The sequence below is a fragment of the Paenibacillus sp. FSL K6-1096 genome (genome assembly GCF_037977055.1).
Classification (GTDB): domain Bacteria; phylum Bacillota; class Bacilli; order Paenibacillales; family Paenibacillaceae; genus Paenibacillus_AQ.
On the sequence record NZ_CP150274.1, the window covers coordinates 3,735,706 to 3,757,940 of the forward strand.

20 protein-coding genes are annotated in these 22,235 nt (G+C 56.4%); all 20 read left to right on the plus strand.

The genetic code is table 11. The features are described 5' to 3' along the window. The first annotated feature begins 135 nt into the window (after window positions 1-135). The 20 genes from MHI24_RS16655 (at window position 136) to MHI24_RS16750 (ending at window position 22,193) form a co-directional block, all read left to right on the plus strand. The gene (locus MHI24_RS16655) at window positions 136-1,791 is read left to right on the plus strand and encodes a polysaccharide biosynthesis protein (RefSeq protein ID WP_340026706.1); all 1,656 of its coding nucleotides are present in this window, start codon (window positions 136-138) and stop codon (window positions 1,789-1,791) included. Window positions 1,792-1,867: 76 nt separating this feature from the next. After that, window positions 1,868-3,373, plus strand: a complete 1,506-nt coding sequence (gene mazG, locus MHI24_RS16660) for a nucleoside triphosphate pyrophosphohydrolase (RefSeq protein ID WP_340020673.1) — start codon at window positions 1,868-1,870, stop codon at window positions 3,371-3,373. Window positions 3,374-3,661: 288 nt separating this feature from the next. Next, on the plus strand, window positions 3,662-3,934 hold the full coding sequence (locus MHI24_RS16665; protein ID WP_238655758.1) for an HU family DNA-binding protein: 273 nt from the start codon (window positions 3,662-3,664) through the stop codon (window positions 3,932-3,934). Then, window positions 3,934-4,212, plus strand: coding sequence for an RNA-binding S4 domain-containing protein (locus MHI24_RS16670; RefSeq protein ID WP_036723951.1), 279 nt, complete (start codon window positions 3,934-3,936; stop codon window positions 4,210-4,212). The genes MHI24_RS16665 and MHI24_RS16670 overlap by 1 nt, the downstream gene beginning before the upstream one ends. Before the next feature lie 354 nt (window positions 4,213-4,566). Continuing rightward, on the plus strand, window positions 4,567-4,851 hold the full coding sequence (gene yabP / locus MHI24_RS16675) for a sporulation protein YabP (protein WP_340020674.1): 285 nt from the start codon (window positions 4,567-4,569) through the stop codon (window positions 4,849-4,851). Beyond that, entirely contained in the window at window positions 4,848-5,411 is a 564-nt protein-coding gene (yabQ, locus tag MHI24_RS16680; RefSeq protein ID WP_340020675.1) for a spore cortex biosynthesis protein YabQ, read from the plus strand. Before yabP ends, yabQ begins: the two co-directional genes overlap by 4 nt. A 29-nt stretch (window positions 5,412-5,440) precedes the next feature. Next, entirely contained in the window at window positions 5,441-5,776 is a 336-nt protein-coding gene (locus tag MHI24_RS16685) for a septum formation initiator family protein (RefSeq protein ID WP_340020676.1), read from the plus strand. A gap of 125 nt (window positions 5,777-5,901) precedes the next feature. After that, a complete protein-coding gene (locus tag MHI24_RS16690; protein WP_238655754.1) occupies window positions 5,902-6,399 on the plus strand; it encodes a S1 domain-containing RNA-binding protein in 498 nt (165 codons plus the stop codon). Window positions 6,400-7,118: 719 nt separating this feature from the next. Then, window positions 7,119-9,629: a stage II sporulation protein E gene (spoIIE, locus tag MHI24_RS16695; protein WP_340020677.1), complete on the plus strand. Its 2,511-nt coding sequence runs from the start codon at window positions 7,119-7,121 to the stop codon at window positions 9,627-9,629. Window positions 9,630-9,938: 309 nt separating this feature from the next. Continuing rightward, window positions 9,939-10,685 (plus strand): VWA domain-containing protein, encoded by a 747-nt coding sequence (locus MHI24_RS16700; RefSeq protein ID WP_340020678.1) that lies wholly within the window; start codon window positions 9,939-9,941, stop codon window positions 10,683-10,685. Then, the gene (locus MHI24_RS16705; protein ID WP_340020679.1) at window positions 10,669-11,613 is read left to right on the plus strand and encodes a serine/threonine protein kinase; all 945 of its coding nucleotides are present in this window, start codon (window positions 10,669-10,671) and stop codon (window positions 11,611-11,613) included. The genes MHI24_RS16700 and MHI24_RS16705 overlap by 17 nt, the downstream gene beginning before the upstream one ends. 73 nt (window positions 11,614-11,686) lie before the next feature. Further along, the gene (gene tilS / locus MHI24_RS16710; RefSeq protein ID WP_340020680.1) at window positions 11,687-13,126 is read left to right on the plus strand and encodes a tRNA lysidine(34) synthetase TilS; all 1,440 of its coding nucleotides are present in this window, start codon (window positions 11,687-11,689) and stop codon (window positions 13,124-13,126) included. Window positions 13,127-13,171: 45 nt separating this feature from the next. Beyond that, window positions 13,172-13,711: a hypoxanthine phosphoribosyltransferase gene (hpt, locus tag MHI24_RS16715; protein ID WP_238655749.1), complete on the plus strand. Its 540-nt coding sequence runs from the start codon at window positions 13,172-13,174 to the stop codon at window positions 13,709-13,711. A 111-nt stretch (window positions 13,712-13,822) separates the two neighbouring features. After that, window positions 13,823-15,868, plus strand: a complete 2,046-nt coding sequence (ftsH, locus tag MHI24_RS16720; RefSeq protein WP_340020681.1) for an ATP-dependent zinc metalloprotease FtsH — start codon at window positions 13,823-13,825, stop codon at window positions 15,866-15,868. 214 nt (window positions 15,869-16,082) lie between these two features. Then, complete coding sequence (nadA, locus tag MHI24_RS16725; RefSeq protein WP_340026707.1) at window positions 16,083-17,021, plus strand: quinolinate synthase NadA; 939 nt, start codon at window positions 16,083-16,085, stop codon at window positions 17,019-17,021. 38 nt (window positions 17,022-17,059) lie between these two features. Further along, window positions 17,060-18,676 (plus strand): L-aspartate oxidase, encoded by a 1,617-nt coding sequence (gene nadB, locus MHI24_RS16730; RefSeq protein WP_340020682.1) that lies wholly within the window; start codon window positions 17,060-17,062, stop codon window positions 18,674-18,676. Then, entirely contained in the window at window positions 18,666-19,538 is an 873-nt protein-coding gene (gene nadC, locus MHI24_RS16735; RefSeq protein WP_340026708.1) for a carboxylating nicotinate-nucleotide diphosphorylase, read from the plus strand. The genes nadB and nadC overlap by 11 nt, the downstream gene beginning before the upstream one ends. Further along, window positions 19,538-20,305, plus strand: coding sequence for a type III pantothenate kinase (locus MHI24_RS16740; RefSeq protein ID WP_340020683.1), 768 nt, complete (start codon window positions 19,538-19,540; stop codon window positions 20,303-20,305). The genes nadC and MHI24_RS16740 overlap by 1 nt, the downstream gene beginning before the upstream one ends. 52 nt (window positions 20,306-20,357) lie before the next feature. Further along, window positions 20,358-21,239: an Hsp33 family molecular chaperone HslO gene (gene hslO, locus MHI24_RS16745; RefSeq protein WP_340020684.1), complete on the plus strand. Its 882-nt coding sequence runs from the start codon at window positions 20,358-20,360 to the stop codon at window positions 21,237-21,239. A 9-nt stretch (window positions 21,240-21,248) separates the two neighbouring features. Next, window positions 21,249-22,193 carry a peptidylprolyl isomerase gene (locus tag MHI24_RS16750; protein ID WP_340020685.1) on the plus strand — a complete coding sequence of 315 codons (945 nt, stop codon included), beginning with the start codon at window positions 21,249-21,251 and terminating at the stop codon, window positions 22,191-22,193. Window positions 22,194-22,235 lie beyond the last annotated feature (42 nt).

Sequence of the window (22,235 nt, forward strand, 5' to 3'; positions counted from 1 at the left end):
CCCCGCTTTTCCTTAGACTGAGGCCAGTCTAAAGGGAAGGACGGGGTTTTGTTGCGTCAGGGGGCGTCAATTTTCACTTACGGGCTAAGATCAGTTATAATATAGAAATTCATTCTATTCCAAAGCAGGTACATGATGACACCGAATCCGCAAGGCTCGAAGCTGCTGCAAGGCGCATTCATTCTGAGCGCCGCAGCGATATTCTCCAAACTCATCGGCACTCTGCAGAAGATTCCGCTGCAGAATCTGGGCGGTGACGCCGCCTTTGGTATCTACAACACAGTCTACCCGCTGTACACCATTCTGGTTACGGTCGCAATGCTGGGCCTGCCTGCCGCCATCTCCCGGTCCGTGGCCGAGGCTTCGGCGGCGCAGGATGAGCAGAAGGGACGGCGGGTCCTGCTGCTGTCCGCCGGAATTACAGCGGTCAGCGGCCTGGTGCTTGGCGTTCTGGTCTATGCCGGGGCGCCGCTGATCGCGGTATGGGTCGGCAGCCCCCATATTATTCCCGCCCTGCGCAGCAGCGCCTGGGGGCTCGCGGTGGTGCCGGTGATGGCGGCGCTGCGCGGGTATTTCCAGGGGCTGCACAACATGGTGCCCACTGCCGTGTCGCAGGTGGCCGAGCAGTCGGTGCGGGTGGCGGTGATGATCGCGCTGCTACTGTATCTGACCTCGGCCGGAGCAGACGCGGCCGGCATTGCCGCCGGAGCCCTGCTCGGCCCGGCCGGCGGCGGGCTGGCCGGCCTTGGCGTGATGCTGCTGTACTGGCGCAGCCACCGCCGCCGCAGCGTGCAGGCCGGATGGCCGGAGGCTCGGCTGAAGCCCTGTGCCGCTCCGGCATCAGCCCGCAGCGGTCAGGGCGTCTCTGCCCGCCAGCTGCTGGCCTACGGGCTGCCGGTGATGCTGGGCGCGCTGGCCGTTCCGCTGATCGGCCTGGTGGATGTGTTCACCGTTCCCCGCCTGCTGGCGGGAAGCGGCCACAGCGGGACGGAGGCGATGGCCCAGTTCGGCATCTACAACCGCGGCCTGCCGCTCGTGCAGATCGTCACGATGCTGGCGACCTCGCTGTCGGTGGTGTTCATCCCCGCCCTGGCCGAAGCAAAATACAAGGGCGATGAGGCGCTGATCCGCACGCGCATTACGCTGTCGCTGCGCTGGTTCTGGCTCCTGGGCTTAGCCGCGTCTGTCGGCCTGGCCGTGCTTGCCGAGCCGGTGAATACGGCTCTGTACGGGGACGCCGCCGGCAGCGGCGCGATGGCCTGGCTGGCCTTCACCGCCGCCGGCGGGACGGTCAGCATCATCTCGGCCGCGCTGCTGCAAGGCCTGGGCGCCGTGCGCGCGCCGGCGCTGAGCCTCCTGGCCGCCGCTGTGCTGAAGGCGGCCCTGAACCTGCTGCTGGTTCCGCAGCAGGGCATTACCGGGGCGGCCGTCGCCGGCGTGGCCGCCCATCTGTTCGCAGCAGCGCTGAACGTGCTGCTGCTCCGCCGCCAGGGCTATCTGCGGCTGCGCGCAGCAGATGCCCTGGTGAAGCCCGCGGCGCTGCTCGCGGGCCTGGGGCTGGCGGCCGCAGCCGTGAGCCTCGGCGCAGGCCGGGCGGCAGACGCCGCCGGCTTCGGCGGCGGGCGGGCCGCGGCGCTGGCGCAGAGCCTGCTCGGCGTGCTCGCAGGCTGCGCGGTCTTCGCGCTGGGCGCAGTGGCGCTGCGGCTGCTCAGCGAGAGCGAGCTGCGCCAGCTGCCGGGCTTCGGCCCGCGCCTGGCGGACAAGCTGAAGAAGCTGCGCCTGTTCCCTTAAGGCGCCGCGTGTATCACATACATAGTGCAGCCGCCCGTAGTACAGCAGGCGGCTGCCTGGAAGGAGTGGACCTAGCATGAGTGCAACATTAACCGTGGTCGGCCTGGGCTCCGGGAACCCGGACCGGCTGACGCTCGGCATTATCAAGAAGCTGAAGGTGGCCTCCGCCGTATACGTGCGGACCGCTGAGCATCCCGTCATGGCCGCTCTGGCCGAGCTGGAGATTGCCGCAGAGTCCTTCGACGGGCTGTATGAGTCATACTCCTCCTTCCCGGAGGTCTATGAAGCCATTACCGCCCATCTGCTGGAGAAGGCAGCAGCGGCCCCGGACGGCACAGAGATTGTCTATGCTGTGCCGGGCCACCCCATGGTGGCCGAATCGGCAGTGTCGCTGCTGCGCGAGCGCTGCCCGGAAGCGGGGATCGCGCTTACAATTCTAGGCGGTGAGAGCTTCCTGGATGAGGCGTTTGTCCGCCTGGGCTTTGATCCGATTGAAGGCTTCCAGCTGCTGGATGCCTCCGGCATGAGCAGCGCCCAGCTTCACCCGGAGCTGCATACCCTGATCGGCCAGGTCTACGACAGCTTCACCGCCTCCGAGACCAAGCTGTGCCTGATGGAGATCTATCCGCCGGAGTATGAGGTCATTGTGGGTCATGCGCTTGGCGTAGAGGGCGAAGAGCAGATTCTGCGCGTGCCCCTCTATGAGCTGGACCGGCTGGACGGGTACGGCAACCTGTCGCTGGTCTATGTGCCGCTTAACCGTGCCGATGAGGTCCGCAAGCGGTCTTTTGCCCGGCTGCATGAGATTGTCCAGATTCTCCGCAGCCCGGAGGGCTGTCCCTGGGACCGCGAGCAGACGCATGAATCCTTGCGCAAGAACCTGATCGAAGAGACGTATGAGGTGCTGGAGACGATTGATGAGGACGACCCGGACCATATGAAGGAGGAGCTGGGCGACCTGCTGCTCCAGATTATGCTCCACTCCCAGATGGAGGAGGAGCTGGGGACCTTCAGCGTCTATGATGTCATTGAAGGGCTGAATGAGAAGCTGATCTTCCGCCATCCGCATGTGTTCGGCGATCAGGCGGCCGGCAATGCCGAGGAGGCGCTGCAGAACTGGGAGGGCATGAAGGCCGAGGAGAAGCGCCGCAAGGGCGTGAAGCCGGAAGCCCTGTCTGTGCTGAGCGGCGTGCCGCGTGATCTGCCTGCACTAATGAAGGCGTACAAGCTGCAGAAGAAGGCCTCCAAGGTCGGCTTCGATTGGGGCAACACCGGTGATGTATTGGCCAAAATCCGCGAGGAGGTGGACGAGCTGCAGGAAGCGATTGAAACGGGGCAGACTCCCGAAGAGCAGATGCTGGAGCTGGGTGATCTGCTGTTCGCCGCCACCAATCTTGCGCGCTTTATCGATGCCGATCCGGAAGAGGCCCTGACCCGCACCAACCGCAAATTCGTGTCCCGCTTCCAGTATATTGAGCAGCGTCTGCAGGAGAAGGGTACAGGGGTGCAGGACAGCAGCCTGGAGGAGATGGAGGCCCTCTGGCAGGAGGCTAAGGGAGCCGAGCGCAAGCCGATAGATTAGCAGAATATAAGAGTATAAGACGCCGCTGAAACGGCAATGCTGTGGATACGGCCGGAATCTCTGACTTTGCTGATTGGAAACCGGATGAGAGGTTTATAATGTTAGAGTGCCCTGGCTGCTGCTGAATCCTACGCAGGATGTTACTTTTTCAAAAAAAACGGCGGATCACGGCAGGAATTGCGGACAGAAGCAAGAATATCATAAAGACGAAATGACGATTTGCGGCAAAAGCTATGCGGCAAACCTGAATTTCATTTATTTTTTGTATCCTAGGAGGAACTTCAAATTATGAACAAAACAGATCTGGTAAACAACATTTCCGAAAAAAGCGGATTGGCCAAAAAAGATGTAGAAGCTGTAATCAACGGAGTACTGGGTGAAATCACTGAAGCGCTCGCCAGCGGCGACAAGGTTCAGCTGATCGGCTTCGGCACCTTCGAAACACGCAAACGTTCCGGCCGTACCGGCCGCAACCCGCAATCGGGCACACCTATCGAAATTCCTGAATCCACTGTGCCGGCCTTCAAGGCAGGCAACAAGCTCAAAGAAGCCGTTAACTAATGCGTCTGGACAAGTTCCTGAAGGTGTCCCGGCTGATCAAGCGCCGCACGGTGGCCAAGGATGTGTCCGAACAGGGCCGGGTGCTGATCAACGGGCGCGAATCAAAACCGAGCAGCACGGTGAAGATCGGTGACGAGATCACGGTGCAGTTCGGCCAGAAGCTGGTAACCGTCAAGGTGGAGAAGCTGGTGGAGACGACCCGTAAGGACGAAGCCGCCGGAATGTACACACTGCTCCGCGAAGAACCGGTAGCTAAGAGCACCGGGCTTGACTGGTAGAGTATAACGCGTATGTTCAACTGACCATCCAATCATCGAAGAGGTATTCCCGGCAGCCGTAAGACGGCTGATCCGGGAGGCCTCTTTTTTTGATATATGTTTTGGGGTCCCCGCAAAGTACCTGAGTCAACACCTACGCTAAAGCCCCACTTTGTGGGGTTATTTTGAAATATAAGAATGTATATGTTTCACACTGTACATTATCCTTCTATTTCTCGCCGAAACGGTACCGTCCTTTAAAAGGACGGCAAAGCCGTTTCCACTTGGCGGTATGTTGGTTATTATTTGTGGACGGCCTGTTCTAACCCCTGTCCCTTCCTCATAGATTAGAATCAAGAAGGAGGGGTACATGCTATGATCGAGCCAGCCAAAGGAATGAAGCAGCATGATCTTCATATGCGCAGCCGCAAGCAGATTGAGCTGACAGGCGTGCAGAATGTGGAGAGCTTTGACAGTGAGGAGTTTCTGCTTCTTACAGAACTCGGCCAACTGACCATCCGGGGGACGCATTTACATATCAAGAATCTGAATCTGGAGAATGGGCTGCTGTCCCTTGAAGGCAATGTTCATTCCCTGATTTATCTCGACCCCGGTGCGCAAGGCAAAAATAAAGGGATTCTCCGCAAGCTCTTCAAATGAATCCCGCAGTCCAATGGATCACCCTGATCTACATGCTGCTGGCCGGCATTGCCATGGGACTGGCCTATGACAGCTACCGGGTGCTGTCGCTGAAGCTGGGCTTTCCCAAATGGCTGAATGCGCTGCTGGATCTGCTGTACTGGGTGGCTTCGGCTCTGCTTGTCTTCCGTCTGCTGTATGCCGGAAATCAGGGACAATTGAGGTTTTATGTCATTCTTGGCCTCTTTCTAGGCGTATGGATCTATTTTTTGATCTTCAGTATTCCGGTACGGCGATTTGTGGTAATGTTAATTCAGTCAGTACAGTACATGTGCAGGCTGCTGTGGCGGTTTATCCAAATAGCGGTGGGCAGGCCAATTCTTTGGCTGTGGCGTCTCATTAAGGGTACGCTGCGGCTGATCGGCCGGGTTCTTCTGTATATTTTTAAGCTGCTGCTGCGTCTAACTAAGCCAATCTGGGTACTTCCTGTAAGGTGGGTCTCTCCGCATTTGCACCGGTTGTCACACAGCACCCGGGTCAGGCGGATCACCGAATGGATCTCAGGGTGGCGGCAGCGCTGACCTTGAACCGGGAATTGGAGGGTTGCTGAATGAACAGATTCGCTGCGGAAGAGAAGAAGAGTAACCAGAATGCTTCGGCCGCAGGCGCGAAGAGAAGAAGGTTTATTTGGATTTTTGTTATGGCCGTATTCTTCGGCTGGGCCGGCTTCACCTTCTTTGCCCAGAGCGCAGCGATTGCCGACAAGAGCGCACAGCTCGCCCGTAAGCAAGAGGCGAACGACAGTGTGACCGCCTCGCTGAATCAGCTCAAATATGAAGTCCAGCGCCTGAACAACGATGAGTATGTCGGACAATTAGCGCGTAAATGGTACAATATGTATCCTGCAGGTGAATCACCTATCCGTACAGAGCCATCCGGGCAATAAAAGCAGGCGAAAAGGGGCTTCTGCTCTGTTGCCTTGCTTTGTTCTTTCCTGTATAATCAAATCACCGCAGACAGGATAGACAATATATTCGTCTGTATATTTTTAAGGGAGGATCATTTTATTCTATGGCAATTGAAGTGGGCACCAAGTTAGAGGGCAAGGTGACAGGCATCACGCATTTCGGAGCATTTGTGGATCTGTCAGGAGGTGTCACAGGTCTCGTTCACATCTCGGAGATCGCCGATAATTACGTCAAGGATGTTAACGATCATTTGAAGATTGCGGATGTCGTAACCGTCAAGGTGATCAATGTTGACAAAGACGGCAAAATCGGACTTTCCATCAAGCAAGCCGTTGATAAGCCGGCATCGGAAGTACGTCCCCCCAGAGCTCCAAGACCTGAACGTCCAAGCGGTGGAGACCGTTTCGGCGGTGGTGGCAGCGGCGGAGGCGGCGGTGGATTCAATCGTGAACGGGGTGGGCGTCCATTCAAGCCTGCTGCCGGTAAGCCTTCATTCGAGGATAAAATGTCACGCTTCCTGAAAGACAGCGAAGAACGGATGTCTTCGATCAAGAAGAACACAGAAGGAAAGCGCGGCGGCCGTGGAGCCAAGCGCGTATAACCTGAGTTTTGCACATAAACAGCCGCTGGGGCTTATGCCCTTCGCGGTTTTTTTGTGTTTGAGCGCGCGGGCCGAATGTATAACAAAAACCGAACACAATCGGCGGCGTAGAGACGCGTGAACCAAATGTATGTGAAAAACCGAATACAATCGGCGGTGTGGAGGCGCATGGACCAAATGTATGCGAAAAACCGAACACAATCGGCGGTGTGGGAGGCGCATGGACCAAATGTATGCGAAAAACCGAATACAATCGGCGGCGTGGGTGCGTGTGAACCAAATGTATGCGAAAAACCGAACACATTCGGCGGTGTGGGTGCGCATGGACCAAATGTAAGTGAAAAACCGACTACAATTTACTCGTGACGCAGAATGGAGCGCTCACCCCGCCCCTGTTCTATGCCCGGGCGCTCCGGCTTCCGGCTATTTTTGTCGCTACCCGGAAAATTGCCGACAGCATCCATCCCATTCTCACATAACTCCGGGGCAATCGCTGACGAATACCCGCACCCCTGGCGCGGCAAACCGGCAGCGTTACCCGGCCCGGGGGGAGCTGAACTTGTACCCCGTAAGGGATCGGGGCACTTTTTCCGGTAAATGTCGGGACAGGCTTTTTTGTCGGAAATTTTTTACAGATGGCTCTCTGTTTCTGACAAACTTCCTAAAGACCCCCGCTATATAATGGGATTCATAAATTCTTATACGGGTGGTGCTGGGGAATGAGTAAAAGCAATGTGGTGAATTTGCCGGAATGGACAAGAGCTGCAGGTAGCAAAGACAAGAGTCAGAAAGAAGCCTTGGGTGCACGTCTGAAGGCGTGGGGCACGAAGCTGCCGGCTGTCCAGTTCATCACGGTCAAGAAGTGGACGCTGCTGCTGAGCCTGATGGGGTTCCTGCTGGGCCGGGCCATGATATTGGACGAGCTGACACCGTTTGCTGCTGCTTATTTCGCCGTCATTGTATTTATGCGCCGGGACTCCATGCTGCCGGTAGGTGCAGCTATTCTGCTCGGAAGTCTGTTCACCCCGTTTCCCGGGGCGGCTGTTATTGCTGCGGAGCTGGTCATTTTCTATCTGATCTACAAGGGGCTGGAGAGCTTCCAGCGGGTGGAGCTGTCTTATGCGCCTATTATGGTATTCGTGGCATCCTTTATGGTGGGACTGTTCCAGGTAGTCATCGGGCCTTCCCTCAGCTGGTATCCGCTAATGATGGCGACGATTGATGCCGTGCTCGGGTTCGTGCTGACCCTTGTATTTTTGCAGGCGCTTCCTTTATTCACCTATAAGCAGAAAAGCAGGGCGCTCCGCAATGAGGAGGTCCTCTGCCTGATTATTCTTCTGGCCTCGGTCATGACCGGTCTTGTCGGCTGGTCCATTAACGGGCTGTCCCTGGAGCATGTCTTGTCCCGGTTCCTTATATTGCTGTTTGCTCTGGCCGGTGGAGCGCCGCTTGGGGCGGCTGTCGGTGTGGTAACCGGGCTGATTCTCAGTCTTGCCGATATCGGGGCCATCTACCAGATGAGCCTGCTGGCGTTCTCCGGTATGCTGGCAGGCATGATGCAATCCGGACGCAAAGGAGCCGTCTCCATCGGTATGCTGCTCGGCTCAACCATTCTGTCCGTCTATTTCATGGGACCGGGTGATGTGATGAGCTCAACCTGGGAGACCTGCGCGGCGGTCGTGTTATTTCTTCTGACTCCGAAGAGCATGATCAGTGCCATAGCCAAATATGTACCGGGCACCGCAGATCACAGCCGCTCCCAACATGAATATGCCCGAAGGGTAAGAGATATTACCGCAGACCGGGTCACCCAGTTCTCACAGGTGTTCCAGCAGCTCTCCAGCAGCTTCGGCCAGATCCCCCGCGCCGGGGAAGCAGGCAAAAGCGACAAGGAGATGGAGGACTTCATGAATACGGTAACCGAGGGGGCCTGCGCAAGCTGCATCCGGCGCAGCCACTGCTGGGACACCCGGTTCTATCAGACCTACCGGTATATGACCGATATGATGACAACGGTGGAGGAATGCCCGGACATTACCGCAGCGCAGCTGCCGCCGGAATGGAGCCGGATCTGTGGACGGACGGGCGAGGTGCTTGACGTGATGAAAGGCCAATATGAGCTATACCAGCATGATATGCGCTGGAAGCGGCAAATATACGACAGCCGCCAATTTGTGGCTGAGCAGCTCTCCGGCGTCTCCCAGGTGATGGAGGACCTGGCGAGGGAAATTAAGCGGGAAGGTCAGGCGATGTACCGCCAGGAGAGCCAGATCCGGGAGGCACTGGAGCAGCTGGGCTTGTCGATCCACAGCATTGAGATTCTGAGCCTCGATCCCGGACGGGTGGAGATTGAAGTGGTCCATGCCTACACCCGCGGCTTCGATGAATGCCGCAAAATGATCGCCCCGCTGCTCTCCGATATTCTGGAGGAGAATATCGCGGTGGTCAGTGAGACGGCGGTTCATCCCCGCGAGGGCTTGTCGATGGTAACCTTCGGCTCGGCCAAGGCCTATGAGATCAGTACTGGTGTGGCCGGCGCAGCCAAGGGTGGCGATGTGCTATCCGGCGACAGCTTCAGCACAGTGGAGCTGGGCAATGGCACCTTCGCCGTCTCCATCAGCGATGGCATGGGCAACGGGGAGCGGGCCCGCATGGAGAGCAGCGCGGCATTATCGATGCTGGAGAAGCTGCTGCAATCGGGGATGGATGAGAAGCTGGCGGTCAAGTCCGTCAATTCGATTCTGCTGCTGCGTTCTCCGGATGAATTCTATGCCACGGTAGATATGGCGCTGATCGACCAGTATTCCGCACAGACGATCTTCATGAAGATCGCCTCTGCGCCGAGCTTTATCCGCCGGGGCAGCGAGGTGATCCCGGTGACGGCCAGCAATCTGCCGATCGGCATCATCAAGGATATTGAGGTCGATCTGGTCACGATGCAGCTGCGCCCCGGGGATATTCTCATTATGATGACCGATGGTATTTACGATGCGCCCGGATATGCCGTTAATAAAGAGATATGGATGAAGCGCCTGATCCAGGAGCTGGAGGGCGATGACCCGCAGGATATCGCTGACAGCCTGCTGGAGAAGGTGATCCGCTATCAGGGCAATGAGATTCATGATGATATGACCATCGTGGTGAGCCGTGTCGATCACTACCACCCCGAGTGGTCCAGCCTGCATATGCCCGGCGTGGGCCGGATGGAGCGTCCGCGTACGGTTAGTTAGGTGAGCTATTAGGTTAGATCTTGTCTGGAAATCTCTAAATGGAAGTGTTGCACAAAATGCAACTTGGTGCGGAAGATACCTGGGCGTGGAGCTGGATTGCTGCAATAATTGCAAGATTTATTACACTAATTTACTTAAGGGAGGAGGATTCCTGCCTTTTGTGCAACAATTTCGATTTCGGGACGGATCTATGAGAGGAATGTTGCATTTTAGGCAGGATTATGGGCCTTGAAACGGAATAGCCGCGTTTGAAATCTCTCTATCTTGGATATGCTAGTAACTAGATACCAGGCAAAGGGAGGAACGGTCATGAAGCAAATTCTGCTCATTACGGACGGTTGTTCAAACGTGGGGGAGAGTCCGGTGCTGGCAGCGGCCCATGCCCGGCAGGAGGGAATTACAGTCAATGTTGTCGGGGTCGTGGATTACGGGACAATCGGTGAACTGGGCAGCCGGGAGATTGCCGACATTGCCAAGGCGGGCGGCGGGATCAGCCGGATTGTGGGCACCCCCCAGCTCGCCCAGACGATTCAGATGATGACCCGCAAGACGGTGGTTCAGACCATTCAGCAGGCGGTGAATATAGAGGTACAAAAAATTCTCGGCGAGGGCACGCTGGCGGAGCTGCCTCCGCAGCAGCGCTCCCAGATGGTTACGGTGGTCGATGAGCTGACGGAGACGTCGCCGCTGCGCATCGCGCTGTTAATTGATGCAAGTGCCAGCATGAAACCGAAGCTCGGGGCCGTGCTGGATGCGATCCGCGATCTGGCGCTCAGTCTGGAGGCGCGTGAAGGGCGCAGCGAGATCGCCGTGTTTCATTTTCCCGGACGGTCCAGCAGTGAGGATGCCATGCTTGATGTTGACTGGACACGGGATGTGTCCGAGATCCGCTCGCTCTTCTCCAGATTGAAGATGCGGGGGGCTACGCCGACCGGACCGGCGATATTCAAGGTGCTGGAACATTACCGTTGTGATAAACTGGATGAATATCATGATGATCCTCCGGGCGGAGAGGACAGGGCAAGAGAAGGGATGATTGGTGGGTATGTCGTCTAATCCACCCTATCCGGCAGGCACTGTGATTACCGGCAAATGGCGGGGGAACCGTTATGTCGTGGAGCGGGTGCTGGGGAAAGGGGCTAACGGAACCGTATATCTGGTGCAGCGGCAAGGCCGGCGGGAGCGGTATGCGCTGAAGATCGGATACGATACGCTGGAGCTGCAGTCCGAGATTAACGTGCTGACCTCCCTGCAATCCTGCCGCAAGCGCAGTGAGCACCGGGCCCGCCGGGAGTCGCCGCTGTCCTCCTATCTTCTGGAATCGGATGACTTCAAGGACAGGGACCAGATTCCCTTCTATGTGATGCGTTATGTGGAAGGCAAGCCGCTGCATCATTTCCTCTCCAGGAACGGGGCGTCCTGGCTGGGGCTGGTGGGCATGACGATTCTGGAGAAGCTGAACACCTTGCATGAATGCGGGTTCGTCTTCGGCGACCTGAAGCCTGAGAATGTCATGGTCTCTGCCTACGGCGAAGCGGAGCTGATTGACTACGGCGGGGCCAGCCCCATCGGCCGCAGCGTGAAGCAGTTCACCGAGTGGCATGACCGCGGCTTCTGGAACGCCGGCAGCCGGACCGGGGATGAGGGCTATGATCTGTTTGCGTTCGCCATCCTGTGCCTGCGCCTGCTGAATGAAGAGGGCCTGAAGTCGGCCGCCCGGCAGCTGCCGCAGACCAGAAGCACCCAGGATCTGCTGAAGCTGGCCAGGGAGCTGCCCGACCGGAAGCTGTCCTCCTGGCTGTGCCTGGCGCTTCAAGGCGGATTCCCGGGCTCCGCGCAAGCAGCGGAGATCTGGAGAAGCCACATCTACAGGGGGCGCAAGGCCGGCAAGGAGACTGTCGCCACCCCGCGCTGGCTGAAGAACGCGTTTGCGCTGTCACTTGGCCTGCTGGCTTTTACCCTGTACTGGGTATTCCGTTTCTGAGAATTGTACATAATCTTCAAATCCCCGGCTGCCTGAGCCGGAGAAGCAAGGACTGCTGGAAAGGAAGCCGCTGATGGAGCAGATGAAAGAACTGGTGGAATACGTATTGGAGGCCGCGGCTGAACACGCGCTGTGGCAGCCCCATGACACCATTGTAGTCGCAGTTTCCGGGGGGCCGGATTCTGTGGCTCTTTTGCGTATCCTGCATGAAATCTCCCGCACCCGGATGCCGCTTCATCTGGTCTGTGCCCATGTCAATCACGGCTTCAGAGCCGAATCGGCAGCGGAGGCCGAGCTGGTGCGGGGCCTGGCGGAGGAATTGTCCCTCCCGTATGAGCTGGCGGAGTTCGATATTCCTGCGGTGATGAAGGAGAGCGGGCTTGGCCCCGAAGGAACAGCGCGGGAGAAGCGCTACGAATTCCTGATTGACACCGCACACCGGTACAAGGCAAGAGCCGTGGCTCTCGCCCACCATGCAGATGATCAGGCGGAGACGGTGCTGATGCGGCTGCTGCGCGGAAGCGGGCTGTCGGGGCTTGCCGGAATGCGCTGGAAACGGACCGAGAAAAAGGTGGAACTCATCCGCCCCCTGCTGCGTATTAACAAAACGGCTCTTGTCGGCTTATGCCAGAGTGAGGGCTTTGCTTACGCGGAGGATGCCAGCAATCAGCTGGCGATCTATCAGCGCAATGCCATCAGGCTTGAGGTGCTGCCCCTGCTGGAGCAGCATAACCCGCGGGTGAGACAATCGCTTCTGCAGCTGGCTGAAATTGCCGGTGCGGAGGATGAATATATGGAGGCGAATGCGGCAAAATGCTTGGATGAGCTTGTTTTGGCCGAGCATGGAAAATACACCTTAGAGAGAGCAGCTTTTGCGGGCGTACCCTCTGCTTTACAACGGCGTTTGATTAAACTAATATTAAATTATCTGTCGGCGGAATTATCCATGGACTTCTCTAAGGTAGAAGCTGTCCGCCGGAGAGCGCTGCAGGAATACCCTACCGTATGGACACTCGATCTGGGTGGCGGTTATGTCTGCATGCGGCAATATGACAGTCTTGTGTTCTCGTCCAAGCCTTTGATTCAGCAGGTAAGCTATACATATCCCCTGTCTTTGGCCCATCCCCGTATGAACCTTGCGGAGATCGGAAAAGTTATGGAGATGAGGGTCCTGGAGAGAGAAGGTTTCACCGTACAGGAGGAGGGTCCCGGGAAGCGGTCAGCCTGGTTTGACGGAGGCGAGCTTGTCCTGCCGCTCACCATTCGTTCCCGGTTGCCTGGAGATACCATAAGGGTTATGGGATTAAACGGAAGCAAAAAGGTAAAAGATATTTACATTGATGATAAAATACCTTCTTCCGAACGCTCTGCCATTCCCCTCGTTTGTGATGGTCTCGGCAACATTATCTGGATTCCGGGTGTAAGACGCTCGAATCATGCTCTGGTTAAGCGGCACACGGATACAGTTCTGCTTCTGACCCTGGAGGATATGGAACAGGGCGAAGAGACGTAATGGCCGAAGTAAGTCTTTCATAGTATATCTTAGGAGGTTCGCAAGTTGCAGAATGACATTCAGGAAATCTTGATCAGCGAAGAAGAAATCCAACAAAGAATCAGGGAGCTTGGCGCCCAGCTGAGTAAGGAATATGCAGGCCGCACACCTTTAGTGATCTGTGTACTCAAAGGTGCGTTTATTTTTATGGCGGATCTGGTTAAAGTGATTACAGTACCTGTTGAAATGGACTTCATGGCGGTATCCAGCTACGGCGGGACAACCAAATCATCCGGCGTAGTCAAAATCATCAAGGACCTGGACACATCGGTAGAAGGCCGCGATGTTCTGATTGTCGAGGATATTATCGACAGCGGTCTTACACTCAGCTATCTGATTGACATGCTGCAGGGCCGTAACGCAGCCTCTGTCAAAGTAGTCACCCTGTTCGACAAGCCGTCAGGCCGTGCCGTCAATCTCGAAGCCGAATACACGGGCTTTGTGATTCCCGACGCCTTCCTGGTGGGTTATGGACTGGACTATGCCGAGCTGTACCGGAACCTCCCTTATGTCGGTGTACTGAAGCCTGAGATTTATACCAGTTAAACGAATCGACAGCCTAAGATCCACGGATCACTTTTCTGGATTTCCTGACAATTTGAGGAGTCCGGTCAGGCTATGGTACAATAACTTGAGCGTTGTGAGAGGAGGTAGGGGATGAATCGGTTCATCCGGAATTCTGGTTTTTATTTGATTTTATTTTTAGTTGTGGTGGGCATCGTCCAGTTTGTCAGCAATGGAAATGAATCCGCCGATTTCCCTAGTTATGATAAGTTTCGGCAGGAGATTAAGGACAATAATGTGAAGAGCATGACGGTTCAGTTCGAGGGGAATGCCTTCCTGGTGAAGGGCGAATACAGAGAGCAGCCCCCAGAAACGAAATCGAAGAATTTCTCCACATATATCCCTCCTACAGACCAGGCTCTTAATGAACTTGTAGCTGCCAGTGATGCGAATGGCGTTGAACTGACCCAGAAGAAGATGGAAGGGGACAGCATCTGGCTGACCTTCTTATCCTCCATTATTCCGCTGGTGATCATGTTCATCCTGTTCTTCTTCCTGTTCAATAATGCACAGGGCGGCGGCGGCAAGGTCATGAACTTCGGCAAGAGCAAGGCCCGGTTATATAATGAAGAGAAGAAGAAGATCAGCTTCGAGGACGTAGCCGGAGCAGACGAAGAGAAGCAAGAGCTGGTTGAGGTTGTTGAATTCCTCAAAGACCCGCGTAAATTCGCAGCTGTCGGTGCACGTATCCCCAAAGGGGTACTCCTTGTGGGCCCTCCGGGAACAGGTAAAACCTTGCTCGCCCGTGCGGTAGCAGGCGAAGCCGGGGTACCTTTCTTCAGCATCTCCGGTTCTGACTTCGTAGAAATGTTCGTCGGTGTCGGTGCATCCCGTGTCCGCGACCTGTTCGAGAATGCGAAGAAGAATGCGCCTTGTATCATCTTCATTGATGAGATTGATGCGGTGGGGCGCCAGCGCGGCGCCGGACTCGGCGGCGGGCATGACGAACGCGAACAGACCCTTAACCAGTTGCTCGTTGAAATGGACGGCTTCGGCGGCAACGAAGGTATTATCATCGTAGCGGCTACCAACCGCGCCGACATTCTCGATCCGGCCTTGCTCCGTCCGGGCCGTTTCGACCGTCAGATTACGGTTGACCGTCCGGATGTGAAGGGCCGTGAAGCTGTACTGAAGGTTCACTCCCGCAATAAGCCGCTGACCAAGGATGTTAAGCTTGACGTCATTGCCAAGCGGACAACCGGCTTCACCGGTGCGGATCTGGAGAACCTGCTGAACGAAGCTGCATTGCTTGCCGCGCGCCGTAACCGCAAGGATATTACGATGCGTGAAGTGGATGAAGCGATCGACCGCGTTATTGTCGGTACAGAGAAGCGCAGCCGGATCATCAGCGACCGCGAGAAGCGGATTGTGGCCTATCACGAAGCGGGCCATACCGTTGTCGGTTACTTCCTGGAGCACGCTGACATGGTGCATAAGGTTACGATTATTCCGCGCGGCCGCGCCGGCGGATATGTAATTATGCTTCCGAAGGAAGACCGGATGCTGGTGACCAAGCAGGAGCTGTTGGATAAGGTAACCGGACTCCTGGGCGGCCGGGTAGCGGAAGAAATGTTCATCGGCGAGGTTGGTACCGGTGCTTACAGTGACTTCCAGCAGGCCACACGTATTGTCCGCAGCATGATTATGGAATACGGAATGAGTGACAAGCTCGGACCGTTGCAGTTCGGTGCAACCCAGGGCCAGGTCTTCCTGGGCCGCGATATCGGGCATGAGCAGAACTACAGTGATTCCATTGCCTATGAGATCGACCAGGAAATGCAGAACTTCATCCGCAGCTGCTATGAGCGATGCAAAGAGCTGCTGACCAAGCATTCCAAGGAAATGCATCTGATTGCGAACACCCTGCTGGAGAAGGAGACGCTGGAGCTGGATCAGATCAAGGAACTGATTGAGCAAGGCTATCTGACCGAGGACGGCAAGCCGGAGGATAACGGGGCTGTGACTCATGAAGCAGGCGAGCCGGTGATCGATTCAATCGGCGATGTCCGCGTCCGGATTCAGGGCAAAACAGGCGAAGAATCGCCGCTGGACCTGTCCAAGGAGCTTCCGAATAAGCCGGACCCTGAAGAGGGCAACGGATCGGGTGACGATAATAAAGGCGGCGGGAGCCTGACTTAAGGCTTCTGAAGCTGAGGATTGATGATGAAGTCCGGAGAACCACAGGTTCTCCGGATTTTTTGGTATAAACAGGGGCAATTCATCTCTCGATCGGAGGCCCGGTTACATTGACAGGGGGTAGAACCTTGTGTACATTAATGAATAAATATTAAATAGTATTATGCAGCAGATTGCACTGGCGGCAAGCCATGAAGACATAAGGGGGAGAATGACCGTGGAAGCTCTGGCGCTTGAGCGCAAGCAGGAACAGAATCGTGAACTTCGTGTGCGCCTCGAACAGCTCAAGAAAGAACGGAATGCAATAATTCTGGCTCATTATTATCAGCGGGATGAAATTCAGGAAGTGGCGGATTTCCGGGGGGACTCGTTCCTGCTGGCCCAGAAGGCAGCCGAGACCGATGCGGATGTCATCGTGTTCTGCGGGGTCCATTTCATGGGGGAGAGCGCCAAGATTCTTGCACCCAATAAGACGGTTCTGATTCCCGATGAACGCGCCGGCTGCCCGATGGCTGACATGGTCAACGTGGACGGCCTCCGCAAGCTGAAGGCACAGCACCCGAATGCCAAGGTAGTCACCTATATTAATTCCTCGGCAGAGATCAAAGCGGAGACCGATATCTGCTGTACCTCAGCCAATGCCGTTAAGGTGATTGAATCGCTGGATGCTGAAGAAATTATCTGGGTGCCGGATAAGAATCTCGGCCAGTATGTCCAGGATCAGACCGGCAAGAAGCTGATTATCTGGGAGGGCTACTGCAATACGCATGATATGCTTACTGTGAAGGATGTCATGGAGATGAGAGCCAAATATCCGGAAGCGGAATTTGTCGTTCACCCGGAATGCCGTCCCGAAGTGGTAGCTATGGGGGATTATGTAGGCAGCACCACCTCCATTATCGAATACTGCCGGAAGTCGGACCGCCGGCAATTTATTGTGGGTACTGAAGATGGTACCGGATACCAGCTGCGCATGGACAGTCCTGACAAGGAATTCCACTTTGCCACCAAGTTCCTGGTATGCCCGAATATGAAGGTTAACAATCTGAAGAAGCTGGTCAAATGCCTGGAGACGATGAAGCCGCAGATTTATGTACCGCCCGCCGTTGCCGACAGAGCCAGAACATCCCTAGAGCGCATGTTACAAGTCCGGTAACATGCGCTACTCTTTCGTTGAAACAGGTGAAAGCGGTCATGATTCCACAATATTTGGTTGATTTCGAGCTGGAGGGCCTTTCTGTCGTCAAGACAGACTGCCTTGTGATCGGTTCAGGCATTGCCGGATTGTTCACAGCAATCAAGGCGAGTGAGGACCGGAAGGTCATTATGATTACGAAGAAAGCCGTGCTGGAGAGTAACACACGGTATGCCCAGGGCGGCATTGCCGCCGTCATCTCCGAAGAGGATTCGCCTATGTATCACCGGCAGGATACCCTGCTGGCCGGTGCCGGGCTGAACTCCTCTTCGGCTGTTGATGTTCTGGTTAACGAAGGCCCGGAAGGGGTCCGTGAACTGATCCGGCTTGGTGCGATCTTCGATAAGGAGAACGGGGAGCTGGCCTTGACCCAGGAGGGGGCCCATAGCCGCCGCCGGATTCTTCATGCCAACGGGGATGCTACAGGCTATGAGATTGTCCGCGCATTGGCTGATCAGGCGGCCCGGCATGAGAATATTGAGATCTGGGATGACCATTATGTGATTGATCTGATCACAGAGGACGGCGAATGCCTGGGAGCACTGATTCAGCGCCCGGGCGGCAGCCGGCTGTTCCTGCAGGCGGATGCCACGGTCCTCTGCACCGGCGGTGCCGGGCAGCTGTACCGTTACACAACCAATCCTGAAGTGGCTACAGGGGATGGAGTGGCCATTGCCTACCGCGCCGGTGCCCATGTGCGGGATATGGAATTCATCCAGTTCCATCCGACCGCCCTGAGTTACCCTGGGGCTCCGCGCTTCCTCATCTCTGAGGCGGTACGGGGTGAAGGCGCTGTGCTGCGCAATATTAACGGGGAGCGGTTCATGGAACGCTACCATGAGCTGATGGAGCTGGCGCCGCGCGATATCGTGGCCCGGGCAATCGTCAGTGAGATGGAGCTGACCAAATCGACCTTCGTGTATCTGGATATTACCCATGAATCAGCGGAGATGGTGAAACACCGGTTCCCGACCATATATGCAACCTGCATGAGCTATGGACTGGATATTACCACCGACTGGATTCCCGTCGCTCCTGCTGCGCATTATATGATGGGGGGCGTCAAGACGGATCTGAACGGGGAGAGCACCGTAGCCCGCCTGTTTGCCTGCGGGGAGGTCTCCTCTACCGGAGTGCAGGGGGCGAACCGGCTGGCCAGCAACTCGCTGTCAGAGGCCATTGTGTTTGGCCGCCGGATCGTTGACCGCATCCGTCAGCTGCCGCCGCTGGCCAGGGACAACATAGCGGTGTCCTACAATAAGGGCCGGCATGAATCCCCGACACAGCCAATTGTGGAGCGGCGTCTCAAGCTGCAGAAGGTGATGGTGCGGTATGCCGGACTGCGGCGGAACCGGGAGATGCTGAGCAAAGGCCTGGACGAGCTTAAGCGTCAGCTGCCGATTTTTAATGCGGTACTGACCCGCCGGGAAGAATACGAATTCGCCAATATGCTGACCTGCTGTCTATTGATTACCGAATCAGCCCTGGCGCGGGAGGAGAGCCGCGGTGCGCATTACCGTGAGGATTATCCGCAGCGCAGTGACTCGCAGTGGCAGAAGCATCTGCTCCAGATCCGCGAGCTGGGAATAGTGGAGGAATTAAGTGATGATGTTTAACGGCTATAATGAAGAACTGCTTCAGTCTATCAAAAGCTGGCTGCAGGAGGATGTTGGTTCAGGCGATATAACCACCCGTACCACCATCCCTCAGGGCCATGAATCCAAAGGGATTATCCATGCCAAAGAGGACGGGGTGATCTGCGGAATCCCGGTCGCTGAGCTGGTCTTTGACGTGGTAGACCCGGCGCTGGTTTTTACAGCCCTGGTGCAGGAAGGCCAGAAGGTATCTGCGGGCACAATCATCGCCGAGGTGGAGGGCAGTACTCACTCCATTCTTACCGGTGAACGGCTTGCGCTCAATCTGATGCAGCGGTTGTCCGGCGTGGCTTCAAGAACCGCAACCTTTGTGGAGGCGCTTCAAGGTCTGCCTGTAAGGCTGGTCGATACCCGCAAGACCACTCCGGGGCACCGGATGCTGGAGAAGTATGCAGTGCGCATCGGCGGCGGAGCGAATCACCGCTACGGCCTGTATGATGCCGTCATGATTAAGGATAATCATATCAAGGGAGCCGGAGGCATCCGCCAGGCGGTAGGGCGTGCGCGGGCCAACATCCCGCACACCATGACCATTGAAGTGGAGACAGAGAGCCTGGAGCAGGTGGAGGAAGCACTTGCTGCCGGGGCGGATATTATTATGCTGGATAACATGTCCCCTGAGCTGATGGCGGAAGCCGTTACAAGAATCCGCACCAAGGCGAAGCATGTCACCATTGAAGCCTCCGGTAATGTCTCTCTGGACACCATCCACGGGATTGCTGAATCGGGCGTTGATGTGATCTCTGTCGGGCGGCTAACCTATTCGTTCGCCAGCCTGGATATCAGCCTGGACTTGAACGGCAAGAAGGAGGGTGCCCTCTGATGATACTTGTCGTAGACATTGGCAATACGAACATTGTGCTCGGAGTCTACCGGGAGCGCGAGCTGCTGCACCATTTCCGGCTGAGCACAGCCCGCCAATCGACCGTGGATGAATACGGGGTGCTGATCCATAATTTGTTCAGCATGTCGGGCCTCTACTTCAAGGATGTGGAGGGGGTCATCATCTCCTCCGTAGTTCCCCCGCTGGTTCAGGTCATTGTAGAGATGTGTGTCAAATATATCGGCAAAGACCCGCTGCTGGTAGGACCCGGTATCAAGACCGGGCTTAATCTGCGTTACGAGAACCCGCGTGAAGTCGGCGCGGACCGGATTGTGAACGCTGTGGCAGCGATTGAACAATATAAATGTCCGCTGGTCGTCGTTGATTTCGGAACAGCCACCACCTTCGACTGTATCGATGCCGGGGCTAACTATCTCGGCGGCGCGATTGTACCGGGGCTGGGCATTTCTACAGAGGCCTTATACCAGCGGGCCTCCAAGCTGCCGCGGATCGAGCTGGAGAAGCCGAAGAAGGTGATTGGCCGCAATACAGTGCACGCGATGCAGGCCGGAATTATTTTTGGTTATGCCGGCCAGGTCGAGGGCATCGTAAGACGCATTAAGCAGGAGATGAATGCGCCGGTCCTGAAGGTAATTGCTACCGGAGGGCTTGCCTCCCTGATTGCCAGCGAGACGGAATGCATTGATGAAGTGAATCCAATGCTGACCCTGGAAGGTTTGCGCATTATTTACAACCGCAACAAATAATCATAAAGATGACCTTATACAGGCCACAACTGATAGGAGGAGTATGCACCCAATGGAAAAGAAGGATCGGCTGATCCGCGGAACAGCCATGAACGGCAGGGTTAGAGCGTTCGCTGTCCGCACGACAGAGCTTGTGGACGAATTGCGGCGCAGGCACGATACGTATCCGACAGCTACTGCTGCGCTCGGACGCACCGCTACGGCAGCAGCTATAATGGGAGCGATGCTCAAAGGGCAGGAGAAGCTGGCGGTTATGGTCAAAGGGAACGGTCCGCTGGGGCAGATTCTGGCTGAATCCAATGCCCTGGGGGAAGTTCGCGGATATGTACAGAATCCGCATGTGCATCTGCCCAGCAATGCCCAGGGCAAGCTGGATGTTGCAGGTGCTGTAGGGACGGAAGGCTTCATTGATGTCAGCAAGGATCTCGGGCTGAAGGAGCCTTACCGGGGGAGTGTGCCGATCATCTCGGGAGAGTTAGGCGAGGATTTCACCTATTATTTTGCCATATCGGAGCAGACTCCGGCAGCGGTTGGATTAGGTGTGCTGGTGGAGACAGACAACTCGGTAAGAGTGGCCGGAGGCTTCATTATCCAGCTCTTGCCCGGCCTGAGCGATGAGGAGATCACGGAAATTGAGCGGGCGGTTGGAGCTATGCCTTCTGTGACGACACTGCTGGACCAGGGGCTGGAGCCTGAGGAGATGCTGAAGCTGCTCCTGCCGGATGCGGTCGTCCTGGATGAGCTTGAGATCCGGTTCCAGTGCCAATGCTCGCGCGAGCGCATTGAACAGACCTTGATAAGCCTGGGCAAGCATGAGCTTCAGCAGCTGATTGAAGAAGATCAGCAGGCGGAGGTCGTGTGCCATTACTGCAATGAGAAGTATGTCTTCAACAAGGATGAACTGCAGGTAATCCTCGACCAAGCGAAATCGTAGGGCTGTGCGATGATGACAAGACAGGAACGGGTGCTGCGCAATGCGGTCATATTACTCGCCGTCGCGACCCTCATGCTGGGCGGCCTGTTATTCTGGAGTCTGCGGGCCATGGCGCTGCTTAAGGGGGAGACGGCGGAAGGCGAAGCCTCGGATATCGCTGCCGCCGGAGGACAGCCGGTCACGGACCAGGATTGGACCCGGGAGCTGAAGCGCAAGCATGGCGATGAGGTGCTGCTGAGTATGCTTAACCATATTGTAGTGGGCAAGGAAGCGGGAGCACTGGGCATTAAGGTGACGGACGAAGAGATCGAGCGGGAGCTTAAGCGCGGAATGTCCGGGTATGGCTCCGAGGAGCAGTATTACAGCCAGATGGAGTCTGAGCTTGGGCTGAGCCGCGAGGAGCTGCGCGAGGAGACCGCCTACCGGCTGACTCTGCAGGCGGTAGCCACGGCTGGTATTACCATCAGCGAAGCGGAAGTGGATGATTATCTGGAGCAGAATGCGGAGAGCCTCATGCCGAAGAAGCAGATGCAGCTCTCGATCATCACAACAGAGACTTACAGTGAGGCTGGCGAGGTGATGGACCGTCTGGAGCAGGGCGAGGACTTCGCCGGGCTGGCCGCTGAGGTCTCTACCGATGAGGAGAGCCGCCAGCATGGCGGCAATATCGGGATGGTGGAGGAGCAGGACCCGTTCTGGCCGGAGGATATGTTGAAGACAGCCGCGGGCCTTGAGGCCGGCGATATCGCCGGTCCGCTGCAGACCGCAGACGGGTATGCCGTCATCCGGCTGGAGAAGCTGATCGTTCCGGAGCAGCCGGATCAGGAGGAGCTGCGCAGGATGGTCCGCCAGCAGCTTAAGCTGGAGCAGGCCGCCCCTTTGCAGCAGGTGGAGCGCGATTTGCGGGCTAAATATGATACAGCGATATATATTGACAACAGCCTGCAAGATTGATAATATGAATTTAAATACAATACCTACTGATTTAGTCGGAAA